The following is a 14,396-nucleotide window of genomic DNA, read 5'->3' on the forward strand; positions in this document are numbered from 1 at the left end:
CGCTTGTGCGCCTCCATCGTAGCACGGCCGGCCGGCGGCCTTCAATGACAAGTCGCTGGAGACGTCCGGCGGGACGGCCCGTTCCTACCGCGGCTGGATCCGGATGTGCAGCTCCTCCAGCTGGCCGGGATCCACGTCGGCCGGCGCGCCCGTCAGCGGGTCGACGGCCCGCGCCGTCTTGGGAAAGGCGATCACGTCCCGGATGCTGGAGGCGCCCGCCGCCAGCATGACGATGCGGTCGAAGCCGAAGGCGATGCCGCCGTGGGGCGGCGGGCCGTACTCGAAGGCCTCCAGGAGGAAGCCGAACCGCTCCCGGGCCTTCTCCGGCGGCAGGCCGATGGCGCGGAACACCCGCTCCTGCACGTCCCGGCGGTGGATCCGGATGCTGCCGCCGCCGATCTCGTAGCCGTTGAGGACCAGGTCGTAGGCCTTGGCCCGCACCCCGGCGGGATCGGTCTCGAGCCGCTCCAGGTCCTCGTCCCGGGGTGAGGTGAAGGGGTGGTGGCGCGCCACGTAACGGCCCTCGTCCTCGTCCCACTCCAGGAGCGGGAAGTCGACCACCCAGGCCATGGCCCACTCCTGCACCCGGGGCCAGCCCAGGCGCTCGGCCAGCTGGAGCCGCAGCTTGCCCAGCACGGTGGAGGCGCGCTCGGGCTCGTCGCCGGCCAGCAGCACCAGGTCGCCCGCCGTGACCCCAAGGCGCGCCGCCAGGGCGGCCCGTTCCTCCGGCGTGAAGAACTTCACCGTCGGGCCGCGCCAGGTTCCGGGGTCAGGCTCGGGGGCGGCGATCCAGGCGATGCCCCGCGCCCCCGCAGCCCGGGCGGCCTCGTCCAGGCCGTCCAGCTCCTTGCGGGAGAGGGCCGCACCCCCCGGCGCCCGCAGGGCGCGCACGGCGCCGCCGGCATCCAACACCGACCGGAAGCCGCGGAACTCCGTGGCGGCGAAGACGTCGCTCACGTCGGTCACGGCCGGCTCGTACCGCAGGTCCGGCTTGTCGCTGCCGTAGCGGGCCATGGCCTCCGCGTAGGTGAGCCGCGGCAACGGCAAGGGGATCGCCACGCCCAGCAGCTCCCGCCAGAGCTCGGCCATCATCCCCTCGGCCATGGCCAGCACGTCCTCCACGTCGACGAAGCTCATCTCCACGTCGATCTGGGTGAACTCGGGCTGCCGGTCCGCCCGCAGGTCCTCGTCCCGGAAGCAGCGGACGATCTGGAAGTAGCGCTCGATGCCGGCCACCATCAACAGTTGCTTGAAGAGCTGGGGGGACTGGGGCAAGGCGTAAAAGCGCCCCGGGTAGAGGCGGCTGGGCACCAGGTAGTCCCGGGCCCCCTCCGGCGTGCTCCGGGTCAGCATCGGCGTCTCGACTTCCAGGAAGCCGTGGCGGTCGAAGTAGCGGCGCACCACCTGGTAGGCCCGGTGCCGCAGCCACAGGTTGCGGAACATGGCGGGGCGCCGCAGGTCCAGGTAGCGGTACCGCAGGCGCAGGGCTTCATCCACCTCGGCGGCGGCGTCCAGCTCAAAGGGCGGCGTCTTGCTGGTGGAGAGGATCCACAGCCGCTCGGGGACCAGCTCCACCTCCCCGGTCTCCAGCCTGGGGTTGACCGCCTCCGGCGCCCGGCGGCGCACCAGCCCCCGGGCCACCACCACGTACTCGGCCCGCAGCGCCTCGGCCGCCCGCACCACCTCGGCGGGCGCTTCCGCGCCGTTGATCACCAGCTGCAGCCGCCCCGTGCGGTCCCGCACCTCGATGAACCGGAGACCGCCCAGATCCCGCACCCGGTGGACCCAGCCGGCCACCGTCAAGGTGCGCCCCACGTGCTCGGGCCGCACCTCGCCGCAGCCCAGGTCCCGGGCCATCGCGTCCCGCTGCCAGCCGCTGAGGGCCGGGACCAGGGTGGTCCCTTCCCGGCCGGGTTCGTCCATCGCCGTCACTTCGACTCCACCTCCGACCCAGGGTCGCCATGGCTCGCCCCGGCGCGGGCCGGGCCTCCCCGTGCACCCGGCGGGCTCGCCGCGCCGCTCCCCGCCCTGCCCGCGCCGGTCCCCGCCCCCGGCGATACCGGGTCCTCCGGCTTCCCGCCGACCGGTGTGGCGCCGGCCCCAACCGGCGGGGCATCCGCTCCGGCCGCATCCACCTCGCCTGGTGCGGCATCACCCCCCGCCGCAGCCGGGGCGGGCACCGGGGCGGGCGCCGGACTCGCCGGGTCGACCGCCGGCCGCCGCAGCGCCGCGGCCAGCTCGGCCAGGGGCACGGCGCGCTGCTCGCCGGTGGCCAGCTCGCGGACCGTCGCCTCCTTGCGGGCCCACTCCTCATCGCCCAGGATCACGGCGTACCGCACCGGCAGCCGCCCCGCCGCCCGCAGCTGGGCCTTGAGGCTGCGCCCCACGTGGTCCATGTCCACGGCCAGGCCGGCCTGCCGCAGGCGCTGGACCAGGGCCAGCACCGGGGGCCGCGGGACCTGGCCCGTGACGGCGACGAAGGCGTCCAGGGGCCGCGCGGCACCTGGCGCCCGGCCGGCCGCCTCCAGGGTCAGCAGCAGCCGCTCCAGGCCCATGCCGAAGCCGACCCCCGGGGTGGGCGGCCCCCCTAGGAGTTCGATCAGGCCGTCGTAGCGCCCGCCGCCGCAGACGGTGTCCTGGGCGCCCAGGCCCCCATACTTGATCTCGAAGACCGTGCGGGTGTAGTAGTCCAGGCCGCGCACCAGGCTGGGGTCGAGGCGATAGGCAATCCCCAGCGCGTCCAGGGCCGCCTGCAGCTGCGCGAAATGGGCCCGGCAGTCGTCGCACAGGTAGTCCACCGTGCGCGGCGCCGCCGCCTTGTGGACCTGGTCCGCCGGCACCTTGCAGTCCAGCAGCCGCAGAGGGTTCGTCTCCAGCCGGGCACGGCAGTCGGCGCACAGCTCGGCCGCCCGGGGCCGGTAGTAGTCCAGCAGGGCCTGGCGGTAGCGGGGCCGGCAGGCGGGGCAGCCGATGCTGTTGAGGTGCACCTGGAGCCCCTCCAGGCCCAGCTCGCCGAACAACGTCACCGCCAGGGCGATGATCTCCGCGTCGGCCGTCGCTTCCCCGGCCCCGAAGATCTCCACGCCGAACTGGACGTGCTGGCGATAGCGGCCGGCCTGGGGCCGCTCGTGGCGGAACATGGGCTGGATGTAGTACAGCTTGACGGGCTGGGGCCCGTTGTGCAGCCCGTTCTCCAGGTAGGCGCGCACCGCCGCCGCCGTTCCCTCCGGCCGCAGCACCAGCTGCCGGTCGCTGCCCGGCGGCGTCAGCACGTACATCTCCTTCTGGACGATGTCCGTGGTCTCCCCCACGGTGCGCTGGAAGAGCTCCCGCGCCTCGATCACCGGCGTCCGCAGCTCGCCGAAGCCGAAGCGGGCGGCCACGTCCCGGATCCTGGCCTCCAGGGCCTGCCAGCGCGGCGCCTCCTGGGGGACCACGTCATAGGTTCCGCGGGGTCGCTGGATCCGCTCCAAACCCTTCCCTCCCGTCGCCGGCCGAACGCGCCGGGGCGCAGGACCTGCCCGTGATTGCCCCGGCGCCGTGATGCCCCGAACCCGGGCGGTTCGTGTCATCCGCCGGGCCGGCCGCCCGCCCGCTCCACCGGTGGCCGGGGCGAGCTCCCCGAGCCTCCCGGATCCCGGGCCGCCCGGCTGTCCAGCGCCAGGGTCACCGGCCCGTCGTTGACCAGTTCGACCTGCATGTCGGCCCCGAACCATCCCGTCTGGACGAACAGGCCCCGGGACTCGAGGGCAGCCGCCACCGCCTCGTAGAGGGGTTCCGCCTCCCCGGGCGGCGCGGCCTCGGTGAAGGAGGGCCGGCGGCCCCGCCGGCAGTCGCCCAGCAGGGTGAACTGGGACACCAGCAGCACTTGCCCGCCCACCTCCAGCAGCGACCGCTCGAAATGGCGGCCGGCGGCCTCGCCCTCACCGGGGAAGATGCGCAGCTGGGCGATCTTGTCCGCCATCCACTCCACATCGGCCGGGCCGTCGCCCCGCTGGACCCCCAGCAAAACAACGACCCCTCGACCGATGGTGCGAGGGGCTTGTCCGGCGGTGTGCACCGCGGCCCGGGCCACCCGCTGGATCACGGCCCGCATACCCGACCTCCGTTCCCACCGATCGTCCTTCCCTGCGCCGGCCGCCGCGATGGCCTGCGGGGCGGCGCGGGGCGGTCCCGCCGCCGCGGGGTTCGCCCCGCCGGGGGCCCCATCCCCGGCCCGCGGCGACCCATCCCGATCGGCCGTCCCCGGCCCCACCGCGGGGCCGGCGGCCGGCCCCGCGGGGCCGTCCCGCGGCCCGGCCCACCGCCGGATCCCGCGGTCCGCCGGGCGAGCCGGGGCGCCCGCAGGAGAACGCCTAGCGGCTGGCCACCCGCTGCACCCGGATCACGTCCCGCACCCGCTCCAGCTGGCGCCGCAGCTGGTCGAACTGCTCCAGGTTCTGGACCTCCACCACCAGGTCGATGGTGGCGGTGCCGTCCCGGTGGGTGCGGGTGCGGGCGGCCAGGATGTTGCGCCGGGTGTCGGCCACCACGGCGGTGATGTCCGAGAGCAATCCCACCCGGTCGTAGCAGTCGATCTCCACCGCCACCGGGAAGGCCTGCCCCGCCACCTGGTCCCAGCTGACGTCGATCAGCCGCTGGCCCACGTCGGGACTCGCCTTGAGCATATTGCAATCGGCCCGGTGGATCGAGACCCCGCGGCCCCGGGTCACGTAGCCCACGATGGGGTCGCCGGGCACGGGATTGCAGCAGCGGGAGAAGCGCACCAGGATCTGGTCCAGGCCGTCGACCCGCACCCCCGCGCCCCGGGCCGGGGCAACCCGGGCGCGCCGGCCTTCCTCCGGCAGGGCCGGCGCTGCCTCGGACCCTTCCCGGGCCACCTGGCGCCGGTAGAGATCCCGCAGCCGGCCGGCCACCTGGCCCGCCGCCACGCCGCCGTAGCCGATGGAGACCAGCAGCTCCTCGGCGTCGCTCAGGTTGTAGCGGGCCGCCACCTCGTCCAGCCAGTCCTTGCGCCAGACCTCCCGCACCGGCAGGCCGTGGGCCTTGAGCTCGTGCTCCAGCATGGCCCGGCCCCGCTCCAGGTTCTCGTCCCGCCGCTGCTTCTTGAGCCACTGGCGGATGCGGCTGCGGGCGGTGGAGGTGCGGACGAACTGCAGCCAGTCGGCGCTGGGGCCGCTGGACTGCTTGTTCGTCAGGATCTCGACGATGTCGCCGTTCTTGAGCCGGTAGTCCAGGGGCACGATGCGCCCGTTGACCTTGGCGCCGACGCAGCGGTGGCCGATCTCCGTGTGGATGCGGAAGGCGAAGTCCACCGGCGTCGACCCGGCCGGCAGGTCGATGACGTCCCCCTTGGGGGTGAAGACGAACACCTCGTCGGAGAAGACGTCGATCTTCAGCGACTCCATGAACTCCCGGGCGTCGCCCAGGTCGTTCTGCCACTCCAGGACCTGGCGCAGCCAGGCCAGCTTGGCGTCGAAATCCTTGTCGGTCCGCCCCCGCTCCTTGTACCGCCAGTGGGCGGCGATGCCGTACTCGGCCGTCCGGTGCATGTCCCAAGTGCGGATCTGGATCTCGAAGGGCTCGCCCTGGGGCCCGATCACCGTGGTGTGCAAGGACTGGTACATGTTGGACTTGGGCGTGGCGATGTAGTCCTTGAAGCGGCCGGGCAGCGGCCGCCAGATGGTGTGGACCACCCCCAGGGCCCCGTAACAGTCCTTCACCGTGTCCACGATGACCCGCACGGCGATCAGGTCGTAGATCTGGGACAGGTCCTTGCCCTGCTCGTACATCTTGCGGTAGATGCTGTAGAAGTGCTTGGCCCGCCCCTGGATGTCGGCCCGGATGCCCGCCTCCGCCAGCCGGGTCTTCAGGGTGGCGATGATCACCTGGGCCAGCTGTTCCCGCTCGGCGCGCTTGCGGGGGATGCGCTCGGACAGCTCCCGGTAGCGCTCGGGCTCCAGGTAGCGCAGGGCCAGGTCCTCCAGCTCCCACTGGATCTGGGACATGCCCAGCCGGTGGGCCAGGGGCGCGAAAATCTCCAGGGTCTCCCGGGACTTGGCGATCTGCTTCTCCCGCGGGACCACCCCGAGGGTCCGCATGTTGTGCAGCCGGTCGGCCAGCTTGATCAGCACGACCCGGATGTCCCGGGCCATGGCGAGAAACATCTTGCGCAGGTTCTCCGCCTGTTCCTCCAGGCGGGTGCGCCACTCGATCTGGTTGAGCTTGGTCACCCCGTCGACCAGCAGGGCCACCTCCGGCCCGAACTCCCGCTCCACCTGCTCCAGGGTCACGGGCGTGTCCTCCACCGTGTCGTGGAGCAGGGCGGCGACCAGGGTGGCGGCGTCCAGCTCCAGGTCGGCCAGGATCAGCGCCACCGCCAGGGGGTGCTCGATGAAGTCCTGGCCCGAGGCCCGCTTCTGCCCCTGGTGGGCCGCCTTGCCGAACTCGAAGGCGCGGCGCAGCCACTCCAGCTCGGCGGGCCCCAGGTAGCGGCCCGCCCGCTGGAGCAGCTCGTCGGGCGTGATGGAAGGCTGCAGCTCGACGGCCACGGGCTGGACACCCCCTTTCGCCGGTGGGCCGGCGCACCCGCATCCCCTTCAGGCCCGGGCGGCCCCTCAGGCCGGACCGGCCTCCGCCTCCGGCGGCGGGGCGGGCGTGCTGGCGTTTCTTATCAGTTCATTGTATCCCACCGGCAACGGCAGGGCCAGGGGATGGGCCAGCCCTCGTTCCGCTTCGGCCCAGCGGCCGGCGGCCAGCGCCGCCGCCACCCGCTCCAGGACCTCTCGGCGGGCCATCCCGGTCCGATACCGGGCGCTGCGGTTGAGGTCGAAGGCCCGCCGGCCCCGGGGCGCCAGGACCCACCACCCCGCTGCATCGCTGGAGGCCCCCGAGCCGGACGAACCGGCCGCGCCGGCCGCCGCGCCCTCCTCCCCGGCCGGGCCCAGGACCCCCGCCTCCCGCAGGATCTCCAGGGCGGCCTGCAGCGTGTGCCGGGGCCAGCCGGGGAGCCGGACGGCCAGGGCATCGACCAGGGCGGCGGGCCGGGCCGGCAGGCGCCGGGCCGGCAGGCGCCGCGCCTGGGGTGCCGGTGCGGGGCCACCTGCCGACGGCCCCCCCACCCCAGCCCCACCGTCCCCGGTCCCCGTCCCGCGCCCCGGCCGGCTCCCGGCCGTCCCGGGCCGGCCCGCCGCCTCCACCGCGCCACCGCCCGGGTCCGGGCTGCCCGCCAGCGCTTCCAGGGCCAGGTACACCTTGACGAGGGCCTCCCGGTCGGGGTACAGCGCCTCCGTCCAGCGCCGCCGGCGCTCCAGCTCCGCAGCCAGCCAGGCCGCCCGGGCCGCGTCCGCCGGCCGCAGGTCCTGGACCCGCAGCTCGACCCGCTCGGCACCGCGGAAGGTGTCCACCCGCGGCCGGACGGCCAGCTCCAGGTGGCGCGCCTGGGCCACCTGGGCCGCCAGCTCGCCCAGCCCGAAGGCGACCGCCGACCAGCCACCCTCCCATTCCAGGCGCAGGTGCTCGCCGCCGCCCACCGGGCGGGCCGTGACGGCCGGGAGGCCGGCCAGGGCGACCACCGGCTCCGGGTTCCCCTCCCCGAAGGGGGCGAGCCGCTCCAGCTCCCGCACGGCGGCCACCGTCAGCTCCTCCGGCCGCGCCACGGCGTCCACCTCCACCACCGGCACTCGCTGGTCCGGGGTCAGGGTGCGGCGGGCCTCCTCCGCCAGGCGCCTGCCCAGCTCGCCCCAGCGCTCGGCGGGCAGGGTGAAGCCCGCCGCCTGGGCGTGGCCGCCGAAGCGGGCGAAGAGCTCCGAGCACGCCGCCAGGGCCCGGAACAGGTGGAAGCCGGCGATGCTGCGCGCCGATCCGGTGATCCAGCCGGCCTGCTCCCGGCCCACCAGGGCCGGCCGGTGGAACAGGTCGACCAGCCGGGAGGCCACGATCCCCAGGACGCCCTGGTGCCAGCCGGGATGGGCCAGGGCGATGACCTCCTCGCCGTAGAGCCCCTCGCCCCGTTCCAGCCGGCGCAAGGCCTGGCCGAGGGCCAGGTCCTCCTGTTGGCGGCGCAGCCGGTTCAGCTGGTCGACGGCCAGGGCCAGGGCCCGGGCACGGCCGGGTTCGTCCGTGGCCAGCAGCTCCCAGGCCTGAAAGGCCGAGCCCATGCGCCCGGCGGCGTTGAGCCGCGGGGCCAGGATGAAGGCCACGCCGTGGGCGTCCAGGCGCGTGTCGCCGAGGCCTGCGGCCTCCGCCAGGGCGGCCAGGCCGGGCAGGGGCGCGGCGGCCAGCTCCGCGAGCCCGCGCCGCACCAGGGTGCGGTTCTCGTCCTGCAGCGGCACCACATCGGCCACGGTGGCCAGGGCCGCCAGCTGCCACCAGGCCGGCGAGGCCGGTTCGTCCCCCAGGAGGGCCTGGAGCAGCTTGAAGACCACGCCGGTGCCGCAGAGGCCCCGCCAGGGGTAGCGGCTGTCCGGCCGGTGGGGGTTGATCACCGCCAGCGCAGGCGGCAGGGCCCCCTGGACCTGGTGGTGGTCGGTGACGATGACGTCCAGGCCCCGCCGGTGCGCCTCGGCTAAGGGCTCGTGGGCCGCGATCCCGTTGTCCACGGTGACCAGCAGCCTCGCCCCCATGGCCGTGGCCGCCTCCAGGGCTCCCGGCGGCACGCCGTACCCCTCGCCGTGGCGGTCCGGGATGTACACCTGGACCCGGGCCTCGGGCTCCAGGTCCTTCAGGCCGCGGTAGAGCAGGGCCGCGGCCGCCACGCCGTCCACGTCGTAGTCGCCGACGATCAGGATCCCCTCGTCCCGGGCCAGGGCGGCCCGCAGCCGGGCCACCGCGGCCTCCATGCCGGGCAGCAGGAAGGGGTCGTGGAGCAGGGGATGGCCGTCGAGGAGCCGCCGGGCGGCGGCGGCATCGGTCCACCCGCGGCCGGCCAGGATGCGGGCGGTCAGGGGCGCCACGCCCAGGGCCTCGGCCAACCGCGCCACCACCGCCGGATCGGCCGGACGAACCCGCCAGCGCCGCCCGGGCACCGGCGCCCTCACGCCCGGCCGCCCCCGGTGGGAGCCCCCGGGACCCGGGACCGGGGCCGGGGCCGGAACCGGGACCATTCCTGGCCCCGCCGGGCGCGGGAGGACGCCGGCCCGCGAACGCCCCCACCCCCGGGGGCCCCTTGCGGGCGACGGGTACGGCCGGCAGCGGCAACGGCGGGCAGCCTACGGGCGCGGCAGGACGGTGATCGGCAGGGCGCGCAGGTCGTCGACGGCAAGGACATCGCCTCCACAAGGAGGCGGTCTTCGACAGGCGGGGGAGGGTTCCTGCGCCCTGGAAGAACCCGCCGGGGGTGCCCGGCGGATCGCCGGCGCCGTCAGGGACGGGCCCGCTCCTTGCGCTGGGCCCGCTCCCGGTGGACGATGGAGACCAGGGTGTCCCGCTCCAGCTCGTCGACCACGTACAAGCGGCCGCCCGCCACCCGCACCAGCTCCCGCAGGTAACGCTCGTTGGGTTGCAGGCCGATGCAGGTGAACCCCACCCGGCCGAACCGGCCCTGGCCCAGCTGGCGGGCCACCTGGACGGCATCCTCCAGGGGGTTGGCCGTCCGGTAGGGGACGGTCGGGATGCCGTCGGTGATGAGCACCAGGAGGGGGTTCCGGGCCCGGCTCTGGGCCAGGTAGAGCAGGGCGACCTCCAGCCCCTGGGCCAGGGGGGTGAGGCCGTAGGGCTGGATCTGGCTGAGGCCGCGTTCGACCCGGCTGGTGTTGCGGGTCAGCGGCACCTGGACCTGGACGATCCGCTCCTGGAAGGTGATGACGGCCACCCGGTCGCGGGTGGAGACGAGGAGCTGCTGGGCCAGATCCTTGGCCGCCCGGATGCGGCTGCCCGCCATGCTGGCGCTGGCGTCCAGCACCAGGCAGACGTCCACCGGGTGGCGGCGGAGGCGCCGGTAGAGGCGCAGGTCCTCGGCGCCGACCCGCAGGGGAAGACCGCGCCGCGCCAGGGCCGCCGTCACCGACTCGGCCACCGCCAGGCCGTCGCCGCCCGCCCCCGGCTCCCAGGGTCGCACCACCCGCCGGTTGGCCTGCCGACCGCGCTCGTCGTCGTAGACCGCGATCTGCCCGTGACCGGGACGGGGGTCCGGCCGGGCCGGGCGCACCCGCAGCAGGCGGCGCAGGGCCGTGCGCACGGTGGCCGGTTCGTCCTGGAGCAAGGCCAGGAGCTCCCAGCCCTGCGGGCTCAGGCGGTACCGCTCGCCGTCCCGTTCCAGCAGGCCGGCCTCCCGCAGGGTCGTCAGCCACCGGCGCAGGTCTTCGTAACCGGCGCCGGGCAGCTGGAGGTCCCGCAGGGTCGCGCCGGCACCCAGGCGCTCCAGCAGGGCGGTACCCAGGTCGACCCCGGTCTCCCGCAGCCAGTCCAGGGAGCGGGCCAGAAGCCCCTGCCGGTGGAACCGGTGGGCGGCCGCGTCGCCGCCCGGGGGCCCGCCGGCCGCCGGCTCCCCCCCGCCCGCCAGCCCAAGCCCGTTGCCATCGCCGTGGACCGTCTCGTTGCCCATGCCCGGCCCAGGCTCCTTCCGCCCCTGGCCGGCGGCGCCGCCGGCCGTGGGCGAAACGGGCCAGGGCCCCTCCGGGAGGCGGACCGTCCCGTCGCCGGCCCCCAGGTTCCCGTCGCCGGGCGGGCCGTCGTAGGAACGGCCGCGGCCAGGCCGGTCGTCGCCGGGGATCCCGCCGGTGCCAGGCCCACCGGCGCCCTGCGGGGACCGGGTCCCGTCCCGGCCGGCACCGGCCGCCCCGCCGGCACCCTCCCAGCCGGAGAGGCCATACCCCCGGCCCCACCACGGACGCCAGAGGGACCGGAGCCCGGGACGGCCCCCGCGGCCGGGGGCGGCGCCTTCAGCGCTCCGGCGGCGCCCGGATGGGCGCTCGCCGTCGCCGTCGTCCAGGAGGACCTCCCGCCAGGCCGCCGGGCCGGTGAAGCGGTGGGGCCGCCCGAGACCTGCGGTCCCTGGGTCGCCCGGCCCCCGCCCATCGGGCCCCCAGGCCGCCGGGCCGGTGACGGCCACGTCGCCAGGGGCGGCCCAGCCGTCGGGACCGCCGCCGCCCACCGCGGCCGGGCCGCCGGCGCCCCCCGCTACCCCGAGGTCGGCCGGCCCGTTCCCGCCCGCACCCGGCGGGGACGGAAACCCGCCGGTCGGGTTTCCAGGCCGTCCGGCCGCCGGGCCGCCCCGGGCGGACCCCCGCCCACCCCAGCCCCAACCGGCGCCGGCCTCGCCCGCCGGGCGGGGACGGCCCTCCTCCCGCAGGAGGGAGTCGGAGGCGGTCTCGTAATCGCTGAGGTCCAGGGGAGCGCCGCCCTGCCCGTCGACCAGTTCCACCGCGTCGATCCGCCGCAGTTCCAGGCCCGACTGCAGCACCGCCTCCTCCACCGCCGCCACGGCGTAGACGGCATAGCCCCAAAGGGCCCGGGGCAGGCCGATGGCCAGGTGGACGTGGTTGCGGTGGGCCAGGCGCAAGGAGAGGCGGCGGCCGTAGATCAGCGATCCCGAGGCGCGGCCGCCGCCGGTCCCGGTCTGCAGGTCGATGTAATCGGGGATCTGCTCGACGGGTAGCCCGGCCACCCGGTACGCCCCGGCGTCGCGGGCGTAGATCCGGGCCGCCCGGGTGAGCTGGCGCGCCACCAGGCGGTGGTCGACCTCCCCGTCGGCGTGGAAGACGTCGATGTGGAGGATCTGGCCGGGCCGGGAGCGGCCATAGAAGACCCGGCCCGCATCGGCGTGGCGCAGGACCTGGACGACACCCGGCCGGCCCACCACCAGCAAGTGAACGCAGGTGCTGGCCACGGCTGCCTCACCGATGCCCGCGGCCCCCTGGGGCAGGGCATGCATCAGGCGGGCCGTCAGGTCGGCCTGCCGGCCCAGGCGCTCCGTCAGCCGCTCCAGGCCGGCAACCCAGGTCCTCACGGCCGGCCCCAGGACCGGATGGCCCGGTCCCGGGTCAGCTCCAGCAGGGGTCGGGCCCGGTGGGGCGGTGTGGTGCCCTCCCGGGCGCCGGGCCGGAGGGGGCTGCCAGCGGCCCCCGAACCGGCCTGGGCCGGGCTGCGGGAGCCGCCCGCGGCCAGTCCCAGGCTGCCGAAGGGGCTGCCGGTGCCGAAGGAGCCGTAGGGTCCGTCGACGCCCGCGGAACCGGCGGCCCCCCGCCCCGGTCCAGTCTGGGATCCCCCGTCGGCTGCCGAGGAGAACCCGCCGCCGGGAGCCCCGGCCGTACCCCCCGCGGAGGCCCGGCTCGCCGCAGCCGGCGGCGTCGCCGCTGGGTTCAGGCCCCCGGCCCCGTGGCCGGCGGCCCGGGCCAGCATTCCCCTGAGCCGGCTCCACACGCCGCCCGGCCCCGTGTCGCCGCCGGACCAGCCGGCCCCCACCGGCCGGGCCGGCCCCTCCCCGTCCTGTTCGTCCCCTGCCGGCGGGACGCCCGGAACGTCGCCGGCCTCGGCCCGGGCCACGCCACCGCCAGGAACGGCCTGCCAGGCGCGCCCCCCGTAGGGATCGCCCGCCAGCGCCGCCCGGTTCCCAGGATCCCGGCCGGTCCAGGCGCCGGGGGCTCCGTCACCCCCATCGCTGGCCTCGCCCTCCCGGGCCAGGAACTCCAGGATCTCGCTCAGCACGCCGGCCTCCACCCGGTGACGGAGGACCGCCGGCGCGATCTCCAGGATGTCGGCCCGCAGGACCTGGCGCCGGCCCGACCGGGCGGCGTACAGCGCGGCCCCGTGTCGCCAGGCCTCCAGGGCCCGCAGGCTCTCCAGCCGAAACTGGACGTAGATCTCCGCCAGGAGGTCCAGAAGGGCCTCGGGGAATTCCGGCCGGCGGGCCGCCGCGTCCCGCCAGCGGCGGCTCCACTCGTCATCGGCCGGTGGGGTCGGGCCGGATGGGGCCGGGCCGCCGGCGGTGGCGGGCGGGGTTCCTGCCGCCGTCCTGGACCCGCCGGAGACGCCGGTCCCCGCAGATCCCACAGAGGCGGGGACCCCCGTCGATCCGGCGGTGACGGCGGCCCCCGCCGCCGCCCTGGAGGCATCGTGCCCGTCACCCGCCAGCGCGTCCGGGCCCTCGCCCCGGGTGCCGGCCGGCGACCAGCCGTTCGTGCGGCCACCCGCCGCCGTGGCGCCGGACACCCCATCCACCGCGGTGGCGTGCGGATCGCCCGCGGCGGGGGCAGCCTGCCCGGCCGGCAGGGCGGCCCCCGGCCGGGCGTCTGCGCCCGTACCGGCCGGCCCGGGGGCCGGTTCGTCCCGGCCCGTGGCAGCCTTTTGGGCCGCACCGCCCGGAGCGCCAGCGGCGGCCTTGGCCGCCCCGTCCCCTAACTGGGACGCCAGGGAGGGCGCCCCTCCACCGGCCCCCGCCCGGGTCGCCGCCGCGGCCGCCCGGGACCCTTGGGCGGCGGCCCGCGCCCGGGCTTCGCCCAGCATCAGGATCCGCTTGACCAGCCACGGCTCCCCCGGCCGGCGCACGTCCAGGACGAGATCGAAGCGATCGGACAGCTGCCGGCGGATCTCCTCCAGCGGTCCCGGTTCCTCGTCGGGGTTGGAGGCGGCCCACACGGCCACCCGCACCGGGATCTCCACCGGCGGCAGACCGGTCTCCTCGATCTGCAGACGGCCCGGCTTGGTCCCCATCACGTCCAGCAGGCAGTCGGCCAGCTCGGGCGCCACGTCGGCCAGGCGGTTGATCTCGTCGACCAGGACGATCCCCCGGTGGGCCTGGGCCAGGGTCCCGGGTAACAGGGCCGCCTCGGGGCGCGTGGCGTCGGTCAGCCGGGCCAGGTCCAGGCTGCCCGTGACCGTGCCCACCTTGGCCGACGGCGAGATCTCCCGGAAGGGCATCGGAATCCACTCGGTGCCGTGGGCGGCGATCTGATCGGGGGTCCAGTGGGCATGGAGCGGGCAATGGGGGGCCTGGGGATCGCAGTTGTACGGGCAGCCGCGGATCCGCTCGATGCGGGGGAGGATGCGCCGCGCCGCCCGCAGGATGGTCGTCTTGCCCGTCCCCCGCACGCCTTCGGCGTGGAGGTGCAGGGGTTCGCCCCAGAGCTGGGCGATAATGGACATCTCCACGGCTTCGAACAGATGGCGATTGCCCTCATGCCGGATGAGGGTCGCGTAATCCTGCATCGCACCACACCCCCGCCCACCGTGATGAACCGGCGATCCGCCCCGCCCGCTGGTCGAACCGGCCCGCCCGCGACGGCCGCCCGGCCCGACACGAACCCCCGGCGATCCAGCCCGGCGATCGCCGGGTGCTCGCAGCGCGGCCCGCGGAACCGGCGGCGCAGGTTAGTCTGGCCGCGCCCCAAGCAAAAAAACCACCGGACCCAGGGTCCGGTGGTTGCCGGCTTCTCTCGGCGACGGTGGTTTCCGGGATT

At 76.0% G+C, this 14,396-nt stretch carries 7 protein-coding genes; all 7 read right to left on the bottom strand.

Features of this window, described 5'->3' with window-relative positions; genetic code table 11:
* Positions 1 to 84: 84 nt before the first annotated feature.
* The gene (gene aspS, locus ACYQ02_RS04015; RefSeq protein WP_460039215.1) at positions 85 to 1,923 is read right to left on the bottom strand and encodes an aspartate--tRNA ligase; all 1,839 of its coding nucleotides are present in this window, start codon (positions 1,921 to 1,923) and stop codon (positions 85 to 87) included.
* A gap of 5 nt (positions 1,924 to 1,928) precedes the next feature.
* The gene (hisS, locus tag ACYQ02_RS04020) at positions 1,929 to 3,473 is read right to left on the bottom strand and encodes a histidine--tRNA ligase (protein ID WP_460039146.1); all 1,545 of its coding nucleotides are present in this window, start codon (positions 3,471 to 3,473) and stop codon (positions 1,929 to 1,931) included.
* Positions 3,474 to 3,568: 95 nt separating this feature from the next.
* Positions 3,569 to 4,096 (bottom strand): D-aminoacyl-tRNA deacylase, encoded by a 528-nt coding sequence (gene dtd, locus ACYQ02_RS04025; RefSeq protein WP_460039147.1) that lies wholly within the window; start codon positions 4,094 to 4,096, stop codon positions 3,569 to 3,571.
* A gap of 259 nt (positions 4,097 to 4,355) precedes the next feature.
* Positions 4,356 to 6,551 (bottom strand): RelA/SpoT family protein, encoded by a 2,196-nt coding sequence (locus ACYQ02_RS04030; RefSeq protein WP_460039148.1) that lies wholly within the window; start codon positions 6,549 to 6,551, stop codon positions 4,356 to 4,358.
* A 66-nt stretch (positions 6,552 to 6,617) separates the two neighbouring features.
* Positions 6,618 to 9,038 (bottom strand): single-stranded-DNA-specific exonuclease RecJ, encoded by a 2,421-nt coding sequence (gene recJ, locus ACYQ02_RS04035; protein ID WP_460039149.1) that lies wholly within the window; start codon positions 9,036 to 9,038, stop codon positions 6,618 to 6,620.
* Positions 9,039 to 9,361: 323 nt separating this feature from the next.
* Complete coding sequence (locus ACYQ02_RS04040; protein ID WP_460039150.1) at positions 9,362 to 11,947, bottom strand: vWA domain-containing protein; 2,586 nt, start codon at positions 11,945 to 11,947, stop codon at positions 9,362 to 9,364.
* A complete protein-coding gene (locus ACYQ02_RS04045) occupies positions 11,944 to 14,145 on the bottom strand; it encodes an AAA family ATPase (RefSeq protein WP_460039151.1) in 2,202 nt (733 codons plus the stop codon). Before ACYQ02_RS04045 ends, ACYQ02_RS04040 begins: the two co-directional genes overlap by 4 nt.
* Positions 14,146 to 14,396: the final 251 nt, after the last annotated feature.

It is taken from the genome of Thermaerobacter litoralis (assembly GCF_054654595.1).

Bases quoted from the DNA above. Each gene is read 5' to 3' on its own strand.
- dtd (WP_460039147.1), bottom strand. From the start codon at position 4,096: ATGCGGGCCGTGATCCAGCGGGTGGCCCGGGCCGCGGTGCACACCGCC.
- ACYQ02_RS04045 (WP_460039151.1), bottom strand. From the start codon at position 14,145: ATGCAGGATTACGCGACCCTCATCCGGCATGAGGGCAATCGCCATCTG.
- aspS (WP_460039215.1), bottom strand. From the start codon at position 1,923: ATGGACGAACCCGGCCGGGAAGGGACCACCCTGGTCCCGGCCCTCAGC.